12 protein-coding genes are annotated in these 17,269 nt (G+C 40.3%); 9 read left to right on the top strand and 3 right to left on the bottom strand.

Annotated elements, in window-relative coordinates; translation table 11 throughout:
- Nucleotides 1-21 precede the first annotated feature (21 nt).
- Entirely contained in the window at nt 22-5,745 is a 5,724-nt protein-coding gene (locus tag HGR01_RS10560) for an alpha-2-macroglobulin family protein (RefSeq protein WP_045872896.1), read from the bottom strand.
- Between the two features lie 430 nt (nt 5,746-6,175).
- Here HGR01_RS10560 and pbpC point away from each other — a divergent pair, with 430 nt between their 5' ends.
- The 3 genes from pbpC to HGR01_RS10545 all read left to right on the top strand — a co-directional run bounded on the left by pbpC (nt 6,176) and on the right by HGR01_RS10545 (nt 10,105).
- The gene (gene pbpC, locus HGR01_RS10555; RefSeq protein WP_045872897.1) at nt 6,176-8,509 is read left to right on the top strand and encodes a penicillin-binding protein 1C; all 2,334 of its coding nucleotides are present in this window, start codon (nt 6,176-6,178) and stop codon (nt 8,507-8,509) included.
- A 466-nt stretch (nt 8,510-8,975) separates the two neighbouring features.
- Nucleotides 8,976-9,143, top strand: a complete 168-nt coding sequence (locus HGR01_RS10550) for a hypothetical protein (protein WP_168161020.1) — start codon at nt 8,976-8,978, stop codon at nt 9,141-9,143.
- Between the two features lie 812 nt (nt 9,144-9,955).
- Nucleotides 9,956-10,105 carry a hypothetical protein gene (locus tag HGR01_RS10545; protein ID WP_155539499.1) on the top strand — a complete coding sequence of 50 codons (150 nt, stop codon included), beginning with the start codon at nt 9,956-9,958 and terminating at the stop codon, nt 10,103-10,105.
- Here HGR01_RS10545 and HGR01_RS10540 read toward each other — a convergent pair.
- A complete protein-coding gene (locus HGR01_RS10540) occupies nt 10,086-12,041 on the bottom strand; it encodes a response regulator (protein ID WP_045872898.1) in 1,956 nt (651 codons plus the stop codon). The genes HGR01_RS10545 and HGR01_RS10540 overlap by 20 nt on opposite strands.
- Here HGR01_RS10540 and HGR01_RS10535 point away from each other — a divergent pair.
- The 4 genes from HGR01_RS10535 to HGR01_RS10520 all read left to right on the top strand — a co-directional run bounded on the left by HGR01_RS10535 (nt 12,040) and on the right by HGR01_RS10520 (nt 14,188).
- The gene (locus HGR01_RS10535; RefSeq protein ID WP_255325303.1) at nt 12,040-12,174 is read left to right on the top strand and encodes a hypothetical protein; all 135 of its coding nucleotides are present in this window, start codon (nt 12,040-12,042) and stop codon (nt 12,172-12,174) included. The two genes, HGR01_RS10540 and HGR01_RS10535, sit on opposite strands and share 2 nt — an antisense overlap.
- A gap of 42 nt (nt 12,175-12,216) precedes the next feature.
- Nucleotides 12,217-12,696, top strand: a complete 480-nt coding sequence (locus HGR01_RS10530; protein WP_045872899.1) for a cupin domain-containing protein — start codon at nt 12,217-12,219, stop codon at nt 12,694-12,696.
- Between the two features lie 164 nt (nt 12,697-12,860).
- On the top strand, nt 12,861-13,295 hold the full coding sequence (locus HGR01_RS10525; protein WP_052335331.1) for a phycobilisome linker polypeptide: 435 nt from the start codon (nt 12,861-12,863) through the stop codon (nt 13,293-13,295).
- A 518-nt stretch (nt 13,296-13,813) separates the two neighbouring features.
- On the top strand, nt 13,814-14,188 hold the full coding sequence (locus HGR01_RS10520) for a hypothetical protein (RefSeq protein WP_045872900.1): 375 nt from the start codon (nt 13,814-13,816) through the stop codon (nt 14,186-14,188).
- Between the two features lie 131 nt (nt 14,189-14,319).
- Here the strand turns inward: HGR01_RS10520 and HGR01_RS10515 are convergent, their stop codons facing one another.
- Entirely contained in the window at nt 14,320-15,714 is a 1,395-nt protein-coding gene (locus HGR01_RS10515; protein WP_045872901.1) for a 1-acyl-sn-glycerol-3-phosphate acyltransferase, read from the bottom strand.
- Nucleotides 15,715-15,827: 113 nt separating this feature from the next.
- Here HGR01_RS10515 and HGR01_RS10510 point away from each other — a divergent pair, with 113 nt between their 5' ends.
- Nucleotides 15,828-16,466 (top strand): PD-(D/E)XK nuclease family protein, encoded by a 639-nt coding sequence (locus HGR01_RS10510; protein ID WP_045872902.1) that lies wholly within the window; start codon nt 15,828-15,830, stop codon nt 16,464-16,466.
- Nucleotides 16,467-16,592: 126 nt separating this feature from the next.
- Complete coding sequence (locus HGR01_RS10505) at nt 16,593-17,159, top strand: hypothetical protein (RefSeq protein WP_096622090.1); 567 nt, start codon at nt 16,593-16,595, stop codon at nt 17,157-17,159.
- The last annotated feature ends 110 nt before the right edge of the window (nt 17,160-17,269 follow it).

Genomic DNA, 17,269 nt, shown 5'->3' with positions numbered 1-17,269 from the left:
CTTTCCTAGAGTGAAAGTTCTTTATGACTTTTGCTCCTCTACTATTAGTGTAGACTCAGCCGCACGTCCAAATTCTTCAGGTGCATATTGTAAATGCGCTTCCGCACCAGGCCAAAGGAATTTACCGGGAGTAACGGAACGTACTAAATAATGCAAGCTGTAAACTCCTGGTTCGAGGTGGTCGGCGTAGGCGATAATGCGATCGCGGTAGATATTCTTGAACCCTAATTGCCAACTATCGGCTTTGGCTTGCAATGCGGCGGTTGTAGTTTGGAAACTTGCGTCTACTGCTTCTAATCCAGCTGGTAGAGGATCTGTAATGACTACATGATCTACAGGATGATCGGTAATCAGTTCTACACCAATATCAAATACTTGCCCTGGTTGTAAAGTTAAGGGTTTATCAAAGGCGTAAAGTCCGAATTTTTGCAGAAGACTTTCTGCTTCACCAACTTTCTGAATTTCTCTGGAAACTCTTAAACCGTTAAACTTACCTGGTTGGTTACCTTGCAAACGATAATTATAAGCAACCAGATAATGTAATTTACCTCTACCTGATTTTTGTAAGACTAAATCATGGCGACCGCGAGGTAATTTATCCATTGGTACATTTAACTGTAAGCTAGGGTTGCTGTAGCCTTCAAAGCGATGTTCTCCTAACTTTTTACCAGCTAATTGTACAGAAGAAACAAAATTAGGTGGTGTGGGTTGAAGTTGACTATATTCTACTAAGGCGGTGAGTGCTTGGGCGTTGTTATAACTAGTTCGCCATGTGCCATCTCTACGTTGTGCTAGCAAACTTTGGAATAATTTATCAACAACTTCCGGTTTCGCTTTATTAGCAATAAATAACCGTAAAGCTTGGGCTTGTGCTGTTGTTTGCGAACTCATCCATCCCCAGCTATTAGGTAAACTAATAACGGCTGTACGACCAGTTTCATAGATATTCTTTTGTAACTGGTTCAGCATGGTTTGCGATTCGTCTTGCCATTCCGGGAATTGCGATAAGTACCGTGCTAATTTGATTTGATTGACGACATCAAAGTTATTACGTTGTTGGTAAATATCTGCTAAGAAGCTATTGCGTTTATCGCCTAGTTCTGCTAACGCTATCAAGGCGTTGAGTTGTAGTTGAGTTTTACAAATTTGCTGTTTGCAAAAGTCATACTGTCCGGGGTTAGCCAGGACTTTTTCTAAGTAACCTTTGAGGCGTGAAAGCATGGCGGAATTAATCACACCGGGGAAAGCTTGATTAGCTTTTGCTAAAGATTCCGCCGCATAGGAAGATACCCAAGGATCAGATTTTTCTTGTCCGGGATAGGAAGCAAAACCACCATCAGCTACTTGCAGTTTTTGCAGTTGTTCCGTTGCTTGATTGGCTTGTTGATTGCTGTTAAATTCAGCAAATGTCTGTCCATATTTTTGGGAAATATTTTGCAAATTTGCCGCAATTATTAACTGACTGGCTGCTGGTTCGGCGAAGGGTAATTCATCATCGCCTAAAACTTGTTTAGCTGGTGCTGTAATTTCTGGGACTAAGGTACTCGCCAGTTGAATATCTAAACCTCCCGCATTGGGGATGGTATTTTTATCAACATTTAAAGGTATCTTGGTTTGCTTTTCGGTAATTCCTGTTTCTACAACTTGTTCAGTAATTTCTAGCGGCTTAATTTCTAAAGGTACTTCAAATGCATCAGCTGCATTATTTAACTGCGTGGTAAAGCGGACTTTCCCTTCTCCGACATTCTCCGCCAGCATGGGGAAGCGATAAGCTTGGGTATTGGTTTCCGCTGGGGTTTGTAAATTTGTTGTCGTGGGGTTATTCTCTGCAAACTTCACCGTACCGCTAAGTTCGCCGTTAATTGAGAGGTTTCCGCTATTTCCTGTGTTGTTGGTAACTGATAAACCAGCGAGGATGCGATCGCCTGGACGGGCAAATTGTGGCAAGATGGCATTAGTTAGCAATGGTTTTGTCGTGATAAAAGTGCGATCGCCATTACCAAAACGCAGATTACCATCGGTAGCTACAGCCATGACTCGCCATGTGGTTAAGTCATCGGGAAGTTTAAAGGTTATCTGTGCTTTCCCTGTAGCGTCTGTGAGGACAGCACCATTGTAATAAGCTAAGGCTTGAAAATCTGTACGCACACGTGTATTAGCTGCACCTGCGGAAAAGCCACCGCCATAACCCCAGCCTTTGGGTTTGGGGATATCTTGGGGTTGAATGACGACATCGGGACGATTATCACTAAAACGAGTTGCGATCGCTTGTTCGGCGTATACTGTATTTACTAAATCTGGTGGACGATAGCCAGATAGTTGCAGTACTGCTTCATTCACCACCATGACTGTAACTTGTCCTTGGGTGGGATTACCTTGATTATCCTTGAGTTCTAGTTGTACAGTTTCCTCAGCACCAGGTGCGAGTGATGCTTGCAGTGGGTTAACTTCCACCTTTAAATATTTATCCTGCAAGTTGACTTTAAAAGGTGCAAAGCCAATTTTCACTAATTTATCTAAGCTTCCCGGTTCCACTTGATTGAGTGGTTTACCTTGTCTGACTAATACAGCTTGTACTGCTGCATTTGGTAACATTTCTGGCGTAACTTGAAACTGAATTTGGGGTGCGCCTCCCTTAACTTTGATAATTTGTTGATAGAGAGGTTTATCTTTAATGACTGCAAAATACAATTCGGCTTCTGGGTAGGGAGATTGAATTAATGCAGTTGCAGTTTCACCAGGCTTAAATTCTTTTTTATCTAGCTTAACTTCTAATTTATCTTCTTCTGGCGAACCCCAATAAACTTGATTGTCTCCAGTTACCCAAATTTGTAAATCTGTAGCGCTGATTTCATCTTTGGTATCGCTAAAATTTGCCCTAATTCTGTAGGAACCGGATTCTTTGGGTGTTAAAGTTACCGATTGAGGATTACTTGCAGATGAGACTTCTGCTTTTGCTACTGTTTTATACTCAACTTGATTTTTTGGTGTGCGGCTACCTTCTACTAATTTGGTAACGCTACTATATTTCATCTGTTGTAATTCTAAACGTAGCCGTTGACCTGTAAGAGGTTTTCCTGTAGGGTCAGTAACAATAGTTTCAATAGCAAATGGCTTACCAGCATCAGCTACAAAATTACTTTTTAAGCCAATCAAGCGATTACTAGGTAAAGCTGTAAAAGTTTGGGAATTCGCCACTGATAAATTAGAAACATCGGCGACTTGCACATCTACCTGATAAGTCATGGGGTAGGGTAAATCTTTTGCGACTGTTAAACTTTGTGCACTTTTACCGTTAGCATCTAATACAGAAGTAGTTTGCAAAACATCGCTAGTCAAAGTTGGACTTTCTTCCGGCCAAAACCATTGTCTCCCAAAGCTAAATTCTTCCCAACCTTTGGGTACAAAGTTAGCTTGTTGACGAGTTACGAAATATTTGGCTTCGCCTCCTTGTACAGGCGCACCAAATAGATAATTACTTGCAGCCTTCGCCTCAACTTTATCGCCAATTAAGGCAAATTCCTGATCTAAATTCAGTTCAACTTTAAAATTAGGCGGTTTAAATTCCGCAACTCGAAATTCTCCCGAAATTTCTTGCCCACTTTTACCCTTGGCTTGGACTGTATAATATCCTAAGCGTTGCGTTTTACTAATTGGCAACTCTAAAGAGAATGTCCCAAATTCATTAGTAGTTTTTGTACCTAAATTAGTATTTTGTCCATCAGGATCAACTAAAGTTACTTGGTAAGCCGCATTTTTATCTTGTTGAATTGTGCCATTTTGTAAGTAATCAGCGAAACCAGTTAACCAAGCTTTTTCACCTGGTTGATATAACTGTCTATCTGAAAATATCACACCTCTGGATTCTGGTTTACCATCTTGCCAACCTGCATCAATACCATAACCATAAACACCGCTATATTCTTCAGTGCGGGTAAATGCCCAATCTTGATTTTCTCTGGCAATTATTAATAGTTCTGGTGCTTTAGTAAAGGTTGGATTACTTCCTAAACACTGCTTCAAATCTTCGCGTTTAATAGTTAAATTACCACTATCATCAGTCTTTCCAGTTACACAAGGCGAAACTGGCGCACGAGATTTTGTATTTAATTGTGATTGATAAATTTCTACAGCCGCAGCTTTCACAGGCGAACCATCGCTGAGATGATGAACGCGAATTAAACCGGAATCAGGAAACCACTGAGAAAATACACCTAAATTTGTTAATTGTACTAAGCCGTAAGTTGTGGGTTCTCGCCACAGTTCTTTACCATTTTCCTGATATTTATTAGTCCGTGCTTGCACACCATAAGCTAACATCCCGGTAGAAGCAGATAACCTTTCTCTTAACGGAACAGTAATATCAACTTCTTGATTATTCTTCCTAGCTAACGAGAAACTTTGCCATTCAACTGGTTTAGGTAATAAATTACTGGCATAATTATCGTAAACCAAGTCTGTTGGCTGCACTACTTTGTAAGCAGCTTTATAGTTCGCCTCTGGCAAATTTATAGTATTAATATTTAGCTGTAAATCTTTACCAGCAGGAAAAATATTTAAATCTGAAGGAACCCAAATATCACCAGCTAAATCACCAGTGTCATATTTCAGGCTGACGGGTTTACCTAAAGTCTGTCCAAATTTATCTTTGAGATTTGCACCAACAGTAATTGTATAACTCGTAGCTGGTGCTAAGGCATAAGGATTAATATTGACAATCCTATCTTCATCATTAACTTGAATAATTCGCGAAATCTCTTTTGGCTTCGGTTCAATTTTAATATTTTCTATCGCGGAATCTGGAACTAAGATGTTATTAAATTCTAACTGGGGACTACCTTTAACAAATCTCCCGTAGGTTCCCCCTGCGTCTGGTTGTCCGTAAAAATTAATTCCTTGAAATGCTAAAGGTGAATAGGTGACTAATTTACTCGCAAATTCTTTTTCACTTGCTAAATTACCATAAGCAGGAAGAATACCAGGTGCAAAACTTAGCCGATAATGAGTTGCTTGTGCGAGATTTAATTGCGGAATCAGTTGATAAACCCAGTTACGTTGTGAAGGGTCAAATTTTTCTAACGGATCTTCGCTTTCTTGTGGCTGATCTTCTTTATCTAATATGACTTTAAAACCAACACCATCGGTTTTACCTTCAGGGATTAACTGTAAATGTTTCTGTACAGAATTTACATCTAGTTCCACATTCGATGTAAATTGTAATTTCGGCTGTAAATCAATTGGTTGATCGTCAGCCTTCTCCATTGGGTTAACCCCTGGTAAATTAGTCAGCTTAATCGGTTCAGTATTAAAAGTCCAAGCTAAATCTTGATCTAAACGATGTTTTTTTAAATCTGCTAAACCAGATTTGAGAGTAACTTGAAATCTTGTAGCTTGCGGTAAGGCTTTATCTGCTTGAAACCCCACCATGCGCGGTGTCAAAAAGCGAAATCTGCCGGGTAAAGGTGGTGTTAGTTCAAATTTTTGCAGCAAATTCTGCTGTTCTGGACTATCTAAGCTTTCTACTGGAATTAAAGCTTCTTTAAATCGGATGCGAATTTGATTAAGAGGTTTTGCATCGCCAATGGGACTAATTTGTTCAATCCAATCTGGTAATTTTGGCGGTGCGAGAGGCGCAACTGTTGGTAGTTGTTCTCTACCTGAATTAATGCCGAACAAGCCACACCCAGCTATGCCTAGCATCAGTGTTAAGCTAAGTAGAAATTTAATTAAAACTTTAATTATCATAAATTTAAAATAGATATCTCTTTTCTCTCTGCGCCTCTGCGACTCTGCGTGAGATTATTATATAGATAACCAATAGAATATGATTGTTCCTATCAATTACTACAATTCTTAATGATGGCAATCTGGCGGGAGTTGTGAGATTTTTTTAAATAAACCGCGTTCGCAAAGCATCTCGCCCAGAAGCCACGCAGGACAAGAAGAGAAGAGGTGATGAACCGCAGAGGCGCTGAGGACACAGAGAGGAAGAAGAGGAGAAAATTATATTAAGAAGTATTGATTTTTTATAGATAAAAATTTGTGAATACATACCAATGACAAATGACAAATGACAAATGACAAATCAGTTGTAAATTGTTAGTAATATTTCCTGATTACAGTGCGATCGCTACGTCAAAATTAAAGTAAGTTTGACAGGGTAGCGCATTCGCTAATGAAAGTAACTTCACGCAGGCTAATCCAAATTACGCAAAAATTTTGGCGGGTATTGAATCGCAGCAAAAAGGGTAAGGTAATCTTAGCTTTGCTGCTAATATGCTTGTCAGTGCGCCTTATGCCCTATTTTGCGCCAGTTCGGGCTAAAGATATTTTGCAAAATCAGCTAGCGTTGCAATTTAGCGATCGCAATGGGCTACCCTTAGGAACTTTACTCACCCGTGACCAAGAGCATACAGCCGTCGTCCCCTTAAATCAAGTTTCTCCCCAATTTATTCAGGCAATTTTAGCGGCTGAAGATAGCAGCTTCTATCATCATGGGGCATTAGATTTAAAAGCAGTAGCCCGCGCTATTAAAGAAGCAATTCACGCCAAAAAAATTGTTTCTGGTGCTTCCACAGTTACCATGCAGTTAGCGCGGATGTTAGATCCTGTTCCACGCAATCTCTCAGGAAAGCTACAAGAAATTTGGCTATCTTGGCGATTAGTAGCGGGGATGAATAAAGATGAAATCCTCTCTGCATATATTAATCGCTTACCAATGGGAGGAAATATCTATGGTGTGGAAGCCGCATCCCGGACTTATTTTTCTCTCCCAGCCAGTGATTTAAATCTTGCTCAAGCTACTCTCTTAGCTGCCATTCCCAATAATCCCACATATTTTGACCCGTTAGCCCATTGGCAACGGCTGAAACAGCGACAAAAATACGTCCTCAACCGTATGGTACAGGATGGTTATATTACTTCCTCGCTAGCCGAACGCGCCTATACAGAAAAGGTAGTATTTCAATCTCGCCAACGAGGAATTATTGCTGCACCCCACTTTTTATTTTGGTTAGCGAATCAGCAAAGCACCCCACAAGGGGAAGGTCAGATTCACACTACAATAGATAGACCTTTACAGCAATTTGTCGAAGCACAGGTAAAGCAAGTACTTTCTTCCCTGGCTACAAATAACGTCCACGATGCAGCAGCTTTGGTAATTGACAACCACACAGGGGAAGTCTTGGCTTATGTCGGTTCCCCCGATTACTTTAATGAAGCCAAACTCGGACGCAATGATGGAGTACAAGCCCTACGTCAACCAGGTTCTACCCTCAAGCCGTTTGTTTATGAATTGGCGTTAGCAAAAGGTATAATTCGCCCGAATACAATTTTGGCAGATGTCCCCGCACATTACGCCATTCCCGGTGCCAAACTTTATAGCCCTACAGATTATACTCAAAAGTTTCTCGGCCCAGTGCGGGTGCGGGTAGCTTTGGCAAACTCCCTCAACATCCCTGCTGTCAGGGTATTAGAAAAGGTAGGTGTACCAGCTTTCCTCGAACATCTGCGTCAATTAGGCTTTGAACACCTCAATCAAACCCCCGAATATTATGGTTTAGGTTTAACTCTTGGTAGTGGCGAAGTCAGCCTTTGGGAATTAGCCCAGGCTTACCTCACCATAGCCCAACAAGGTGAAGCCGCATCACTAATCACAACAATTCCCCAAACACCAAACACCAAACACCAAACACCAAATACCAACCCGACAAATTGGCAATTAATCACCGATATGCTGCGCGATAACCACGCCCGTGCCACAGCTTTTGGTGTAGATTCTGTATTAAATCTTCCTTTCCCAGCAGCAGTTAAAACTGGGACTTCTTCAAATTTCCGCGATACTTGGACTGTAGGCTTCACTACAGATTATACCGTCGCTACTTGGGTAGGAAATTTCACTGGCGAACCAATGCGCCAAGTATCAGGGGTGACTGGTGCAGCGCCTTTGTGGAATCGGATTATGTTACATTTGCACGAACATCAAGAACCTGAAAATTTTCTTCCACCTCAAGGTTTAGTGCAATTACCCATCTGTGCAATTTCTGGGTTAAAACCTACACCAGATTGCGCTTCTGTGGTGCAGGAATACTTTTATCCAGAAGACAAAATTGCTTACGAAAATCAACAACCAGGCAATTTATCGCCAGAATATGATGAATGGTTAGCTAGACAGCAACAAGCAACTTTTAATACTAGCAATTTGAGAATTCTATCTCCTCACAATGGCGATTTATTTTTGCTGTATCCAGGGGAACAAACAAGCCAGAAACTAGAGTTTAAGCTAATAGGAAAGGTAGTTGAGCCTATAGAGTGGCGGTTAAATGGTGAAAAGCTAGCTATAGATTCAGCTAATTCTGTATTTTGGCATCTGCGTCCTGGTAAATGGACATTGGAAGCGAAAAGTGGAGAGAAAAGCGACAAAATCAGCTTTCAAGTGCAGGTAGCCAAAAGCAAATCTACAAGAAGAGGTTTTTCAATTGTTAATTCTCAGGTGAATAAACAGCCATAAGTGTCAATACTTGTCGGTTAAGGGAAAAAAGGGGAATGGGAAAAGGTAGAGAAAAAACCTTTAACCCTTAACCTTTCTCCTGCGGAGACGCTACGCGTAGCTTGCTTCCCCGCAGGGGTACACCTTTTCCCCAAAACCAATTTTGAGTTCAAAACGCTTAAACGAGTAGTATTGCCTTAAGTGCGATCGCGCATATTCTCACGCAACGCTTGTATCTCTATGTAATGTTACTTTTCAACGCTGCGTCTCAGGAATTTTACTGTGAACTAATTCTTAAGCAGTTGTTAACAGTATCTTATATTTGTGCTGATAATGTGAAAAAATAGTGAATAAGCATTAAACAAATGAAGAGATTGTTATTCCCGTAGGAATACTGAAAAAAATAAAATATTTCTTCCGAAATTTGCAGTTTTAAAATTGATGATATAAAGTAGTGCTGAAGTTTTCATTACAGGTTCATAAAGCCATGACAAACACACCGACTAATTCCAAAACCCAAGGTAACCAGTCTCCTAACAAGAAACAACAGTCTTTCCCCAAGGTTGATATCGGTTCTCCCAGAGTCCCCCTCAAGAAACGTCAGACAAAACCACAACAGCATGAGTTACTCAGCGACTGGGAACACGCTAGTTAAATCTAGTCCATGCAAATCCCACTTACACAGTTGATTAGCAGTTGTCATCCGAGGACATTATATTGATTCCATCCATCGATATTTCACTAAGCATTGCGATATAGAATCCTCTCAATCGTATCTTCTCCATCTTTGGTAGTACGAAAGACCATTCTTAGGCTAATTGTCAGATTTCTGGTGAATCCTAAATTAAATCCAGATTCAGGTATTTTATTCTGCTGATTTCACGCCCATAATATCGCTACCGCTTCACTTGCGATTCGATTGCCATCAACTGTACCCCAAAGCAGATACAGTCATCTTTAAGCAATTAACTATTTTGCCAATAAAGCAGCAAAGACTACTCACATCTGTGAGATATCGGAGTGAGAACCTAAATTTTTGAGTTAATTCTTAAAGAACTGGGGCCGCAGATACAATCATCAATACTAACAGTGCCAAAATCAACACAGAAATTTTGATGATGAGGTAAGTGCCGGGATCTGGTACTAAAATATCGTGTAACATTTTTACCTCCATGTGTGTGTCTGTGCAACACAAAAAACATTTAAGGAGATTGGTAAGGAAAAGCTGAGGTTAAGTTTTTAATCTCAGCTTCCTTATAAGATTATTGTCTCTCAAAAATTGCTACATTAAATGTTCAGTAAACTTTAAGTAACATTTTTTAGCCTTACGAAATTATCAGTTCATTTACTAAATGAAAAACTCCACGCACAAGGAGATGGAGTTTTTGGGCATAGGGCATAGGGCATAGGGCATGGGAAAGATGTTGTCATTGTCCCTCCAAAAGTCCGAAACAATGGGGAGATGAAATGATTTTTTTGCTGACAAATTACCAAACACTAAGAGGAGATGAGGTAGATGAGGTAGATGAGGGGAGAAATTCCTATCACCAATTACCAATTACCAATTACCCAATGCCCTATGCCCTATGCCCTATAATCAATTTGCCCAAGCTCTAACTCTTTGTAACCGCCTCAAAATTCTGTTGGCTAATTCTACCCCTTTCACGGGTTTACATAGATAATCATCACCGCCAACTGCAAAAGCTTGATTCTGGGTAGTAGGATCTGTGAGTACACTCAAAAATAATACTGGCAACCGCTGCCAATGCGGATCGCTGCGAAGAAGTTGGCAGAGTTCAAATCCATTGATTTGTGGCATATTGACATCTAATACTAGAGCATCGGGAGTAACTGCTTGGAGTACTGTCCAAAATTGTTGCGGATCGGCAAGGGTAGTTACTTTAAATCCCCAAGGTTTCAGTAAGGTGGGGAGAGTACGTAACCAATCTTGATCGTCATCAAGGATCATTACCTTGTTGGGAATTTCTGGATCTCGCAGCAAATTCACGACAGTGTCAACTATTTGTTCTGGTGGAGTCGGCGTTACCAAAAATAATTTTCCACCCCGCCGCATTGCTTCTAAGCGATCGCTCATCTCGCCGCGATCGCCGATCACCACAATTGGTAATTTCGGGTAACGTTCGGCGAATGTCTGCAATGTCTTCCAAATGTTACTTAACTCTGAGTTAGGCTGTTCGATGACTTCTGCTCTTGATGGCATTGAGGGTAACCGCATCAGGATAACATCAGGATCTTCACCGAAACCATCCAAGACAGGCTCATTGGTAAGCATTGCTGGCGCTATATCCGGTGTAGGCGCAATTTGAATGCGAATTCCCCGGCTGGCTGCTACAGCTACTATTGACTGGTTGAATTCATTGTCTGCACTGATCATTAGCAATAGTGGTGACTGGCCAGCCGGAATCTGGGACAATTGGATCAGTGTAGTATGATCTATATCTTGCTGGAGAGCCGTTACCAGAGTTTTCATCAATGGTGCGTGTTTTGGTTGCAGTCGCTCCCTACCGCCTAACCAATACTCTAGTTGACGAGCAATATGCATTGTCTTGGTTAGCCCAAAAATTCCCAGAGTTCCTGCGAGTTTGTGAGCCACATGTTGCGCCTGTGTTTGTTGCTGGGGTGTAAGTTGATTGGTTTGTAAGTCTCTGACGATTTGTAATAAAATTCCCATTTGGTCGAGACTTTGTGGTTTAGTCCTCGTCCAAGTCTCGTTGAGAAATGCCAAGTATTGCTGTTGCGAATCCGACGGTATTAAATGCTGTGGGCGATCGCTCTCAGTTTCTCTAGATTTAACTATGACAGCAGCACTATGGGAATTATTTTCTGGGGTTACTGATAAATTATTTACTTCTTCTGTGCTAGGTGCTTTTAGATAGTAACCCCGTCCATGCATAGTAGCAATAAAATCATGGGGCGCACCCGCAGCTACCAACTTATGCCGCAACCTGCGAACATGAGAACGTACTGTAGCCTCAGAAGGAAAATCTTCTGAAGACCATAATTTATCTAAAAGTTCTTCACTACTGAACACATGCTGACAGTTTCGCAGCAAAAGTTCTAGTAAATCATATTCCATCGTTGTCAGGTTCAGGGGACAGCCATTGTAAGTTACTTCACAAGTACTAGGATTAAGCAGCAAATCCCCCCAAGTTAGTAAGGGAAAAGGATTGTTACTACCACGCCTCAGTAATGCGCGAATTCTGGCAATTAATTCTATGGGATCGAAAGGCTTGACAACATAGTCATCTGCACCTGCATCTAATCCTTGTACTTTGGCAGTAATGTTATCTTGAGCCGTCAGTAACAGAATTGGCACCGTATAACCCTGTGCCCGAAAACGCTTGCATAAGCTGATGCCATCCAAATTTGGCAACATGATATCCAGTATGATCAAGTCATACTCAAAGGTAGAGCCGTAAGTCCAGCCCATTTCCCCATCTTTTACAACATCTACAATGTAGTGATGGGTTGTCAAATTTTTGGTCAGAACTTTAATTAATACATCATCATCTTCTACAAGCAAGATTTTCATGGATGCGGCTACCAATGAAGAATGGTTTTTGGGTGTAGTCAGTTTGGATAGCTTCTTAACCAAAACCTCTCAACTTGAAAATTCAGACAGTCAATCATGGCGATCGCTTTCGAGGTTGCTTGTTTACGCATAATAATTATAGTTAACCCTTGTCTTCTGTTAAGAGAGCGTTTCTATGGCATCACCCATCAATCCCATCGCCATCCACGCAACTGAAGCACCGCCACGCACTAAGCCGACAAACTATCCAGAGCCTTTTGCTTCTCGCATAGCGGGTAGAGAGAAACATCCACTGGGCGATTTGTTTGGTCTGACGAACTTTGGTGTCAACCTCACAAGATTAGCTCCTCACGCAATTTCCGCCCTGCGTCATGCTCACTCTAAGCAAGACGAGTTTATCTATATTCTAAAGGGGAACCCTACCCTACAAACCGATGAAGGACGAACTCCGCTCTCGCCGGGGATGTGTGCAGGTTTCAAGGCGGGAACTGGAAACGCCCACAACCTGATCAACGAAACCTCAGAGGAAGTTTTATATTTAGAAATAGGCGATCGCACACCAGGGGATGAAGGAACATATCCCGATGATGATATTCAAGCTTTACTTGTAGAAGGTAAGTGGCAGTTTACCCATAAAGACGGCACACCTTATTAAGAAAAATCAAGAACCTGTATTTAATTACAGCCTAATTTTAATTAGGGATATTTCTCTGTTCCCATTTAATTACAGTATGTAATTCATTTACTTAATACTTCGGTTGTCCATCGATTCAGGTTGATGATAAGTTGCTAACAGCATCGAAATTCAAGGTGATTTGTATGGCGACCACAATAATTGATCCTGGCGATTTTAGTGACTATAGCGATCGCCAAGTGACAATTGAAGTGACAGGGGGCTGTCATCGAGCATTAATGCGGAAGGCTAAGTACATCAAGACAATTCCTTATAGTTGTCTGTCGCAAACGATTCAGGGTATTAATCGCCTCGGTGGTAAGATTACCCGCGTTACTTTATCACCTTCCCATACTCAAGTCGCACATATTGAGTTAGTTCAACCACAATCCAACATTGTTGAACGCGATGTCCAAACTTCAGCACATCACGCTGAATCTCCCTTTTCATCGCTTCACCATCAAGAACAGAACCACTCTAGCGAAAGTTGTCAGATTAAACCACCAACTCCTATGAAAGAGGAACCACAACCGATTCCAGTTTTCAGTTCCGGAGAATACACCTTTACAGAAGAATGGTGATAACTCAACCAGTCAATTTTGGATTTTGGATTTATTTCACAAATAAGTAGGTCGGCGAAATTAAAGATAACTGGCTGAGGCTGTCATTGGTCATTTTTCATTGGTAAAAATTTCAAACCAATTTAGATTTCGTAACATAGTTTTATTTATTTCCATCGACTCACTTAATCTTGCTTACTCTGATACTGTGATCAAGCAACCAGACTTTTTTAAATCTGAAGTTGTGAATGTTCAATCCAAAATCTAAAATTTCAAATTTGATGGGCAACATCGCGAATTTTGTAGATGTTAAGCGGTCTCATATCAATTAACGAGATGTTTGTATACAAGTTGTCATAATATGCAACAATATTAGCTAAAGCTAATTTTTTAAAGTGAATTCATGCAAGCTTTGAAAGCAATTCGCTGATGAGCATAGTAGAAATGCGGCGATAGTTTTTTTTCTGCTTTGCATCAATTTGTAGCGCTAAATTAATATTTAATTAATTCGCTCTATATCCTATTACCAGAAAAAAGCCATGCTCCAGATAGGTCAAGCTGCCTTAAAAGCTCGAAACACATTACTGGCTATGTTTATCTTGCTTTGTATTTTAGATACTACGCTGGTGATCGCTGCACGAGATAGATGGGCTATTGGACGTATTTTACTCACAATTGTAGTCATGTACTTTGTGCTGCAAGGGCATAAATGGGCAAAATGGGTGATGATGAGTCTTTGTAGTTTCCTGGCTGTAATTCTAGTCACAATGGTTATTTTACTGAGTGACAAACTTTCCCTTTTTCTCAGCATCGGAAGTTTGATTATGGCAGTTCTGAGTATCATCATCCTAATTTATATAGTTACCAGTAGAGATTTAAATTCTTACTTCACCTGGAAAAGACAAACTAGTTGAGAATTTAGCTTTGATTAGTGGTTAGAAAAACAGCAAGGGATTGGGGACTGGGAGATGAGGGGGATGAGGGGAAATTACCAAACACCAAACACCAAATGACAAATGACAAATGACAAACGACAAATCACCAATTACTCAATCAATCGGTCTAATTCAGTTTTTAAATCCTTGGTTAACTGACTGACAGCTTGTCTAGATGCTTGGCGATCGCCCTGGGAATTGAAATAGCGATCGCTTACCGAAATTGGTTCACCGATGGTAATTTGGGCTTTTCGCCATCCTAATCGGGGACGGGCGGGCATTTTTTTGCGATCGCCAATTCGAGATAGCATATCGAAGATGACTAATAATGTTTCCGCGAACCGTTCCGCAGTTGGCTGTTCTTGAATATAGCTAGCGGTAACAGCAACAAAACTTTCCACCAAACGCATATGTCGCATCCGCAAATCTGCTTCCTCAGCAATCCAATCAGCTAATCCCCGTTTGAAGGGTGGTAAAGCATGAATATCAGCTATATCTTCTCGGTAAATATAACTCCAGCCAACTTCTTCCAAGCGGCGACAGCGATCAATAAAATTTCCCTGCGACTGGATATTAAAATATTGCTCAGTTACTTTTAAACCAGTATCCATCAGGCGATGTAGTCGCTCAATAATTTCTAGTTCGGGTGTAGCTGGCAAATGTTGATGATAGAAACGGCGATAAAATTCCTCCATCTCAGAAATTACATATTCTGCTAACCTACAGAGGCGTTGATAATCAATTTCTGGGAATTGATCACTACCCAATTGATCGACTGACTGCACTGATAAACCACTATCAATTTCTAATTTTCTCAACAATCGATGCAGTTTTGTCCAAGGTGGATTAACGAAGCGATACTGAACAGAAACCGGGACAATAAAAACAGTCTCAGAACGTTGAGCTTTGAGTAAATCTTCTACGCACCAAAACCCTAATTGAGCCACACCAGGTTCTAAGGGGCTAACAATCTGGCTATGACCATTATTTCCGCCTTCCGGTGCTACTGCGATCGGTATATTGCTATTAGCAAACAACTCCCGTGCTGTTTGGATAGCTTGTCTATCTAATCGCCTACCCCGATGAATTGGCAAACCTCCCATGCGCGAAAAAAACCAACCCAACCAGTCTCCAGCCCACAAAGTCATACCGCGATCGTAAAGAAAATGGGAGTGAACGGGGTATTGCAACGCTATCCCTTTTTCCTTCGCAACCTTGGGTACAATCCGAGACAGTAAATATAACATACAGAGAGGATCGTCCACCTCTGGATGTCGAAACGCCAACAAAAAGCGAACTTTACCAGCTTGAAACTGTTGATAAAGCTGGGCTAACACCTCAGCATTCTTCGCTTCAATCTCAACAATACCCGCCACTAACCAAGGGCGAGTCCGAAACCGTAAAAAAAATGGTAACAACCACTGAGCAATCTGGAGGACAATGCGGTTCAAGCGTTGGGGAATAAATTTAAGCGGTGGTTGAACAGATTGAATCGATTTAGGCAAGTTACCCTCCAGAGTTTGCCTTGAGGAACAGTGCGATCATAGAAAATTGCGATCGCTTCCTCGATTCTGACACTTTTTCCCCTGAGCGGAGACTATCAATCGGAAAAAGTGTTATGTCATTTTTACCGCACTATTCTGTCAATAATCCGGTAAAACCCGGATTTTTGGTATCAAAGTTATCTTGGCTTCATTTCTGGGAACAATACAACTGTTGTTCATCAGAAAATTCATTAGTAATGACAATAACAACAAAAGACCGAGCATTACTAGAAAAATTTATTGTTGATAATGAAGAATTAGAGGAACTGGAATCAAAGCTCGCACAGTTCAATATTTTTGAAGCAATTGGCGTAGTACGTCAGGAAATACGTCACTCCAACTTTCTAGCATTCTTATTAAATCCATCTCAAAATCACAGACTGGATGATATTTTTCTGAAGCGATTTCTTAAGCGAGTATTGCTAGAGACAGAGAACCCTAAAGATGAAAAGTATGCAGATATTAGCGCGGTTGATATTGATATAGCTGATTTAAAAGATGCTGAGGTTAGACGAGAGTGGCAAAATATTGATATTCTAATCCAATCACCCAGTAACAAATTAGTATGTGCTATAGAAAATAAGGTTGATTCTGGTGAACATTCAAATCAACTATGGAGATATCGCGAAATTGTTGATATTGAATATAGCAATTATCGAAAAGTATTAATTTATTTATCACCAGAAACTGATAAAGTCTCTGACGAAAATTGAAGAATATATACATATTCTAACGTGGCTGAGATACTTGATAATATTTGCAATAATTATAAGTCTACTATTGGCACAGATGTTTATACATTAATAAATCATTATTCTATATTAATTAAGAGACATATTATGACTGATTCGGAAATTGCAGAACTCTGCCGTAAAATATATGGTAAACATAAACAAGCTCTGGATTTAATTTTTGAACATCGTCCAGATTTACAGTTGGAAATAGCTGATAATATAATTAAATTAGCTAGTCAATATATCACATCTAAAAAAATATTTTTAGACCGATACAGTAAAAAATACATAGGCTTTGGTTCTCAAGAATGGCGTGATAAAAACCTACCACTTGCGTTCCATTTTGAAAATGGTTCTGCATATCTTGTAATAAGACTACTCATTTGCCCTTACGACAATAAAAATATTAGGGAAAGAATTCATCAAGTATCCAGAGATAATTCGACAATTTTTAAGAAAAGTAATTGGGCAGAAAAATGGATAACTATTTATCAAAAGGATATTTTGAATCAGAAAGATTATGATGATGCTGATGTTGAAAAATTAATGAAAAAAGTCCAAGACTTTTGGGAAAGTTTTCTTAAAGATGATTTTGTAAAGATAGAAAATATAATCCATGAAAATATAGATCATTTAATTATCTCAGATATCTCTGTAGATACTAAAGCGTGAGAATGAGATTTAGCGATCGCCTTTGTATTGGTTTGCAAAGTGCGATCGCTTAGTATAATTGAGCTTACCTTTGTGCGATCGCTCCCCACACTCCACTAAACTAGAAAGTA

Source organism: Tolypothrix sp. PCC 7712 (assembly GCF_025860405.1).
Taxonomy (GTDB): Bacteria; Cyanobacteriota; Cyanobacteriia; order Cyanobacteriales; family Nostocaceae; genus Aulosira; species Aulosira diplosiphon.
Note: the sequence above shows the minus strand (reverse complement) of the source record. Positions and strands in the feature narration are given on the sequence as shown.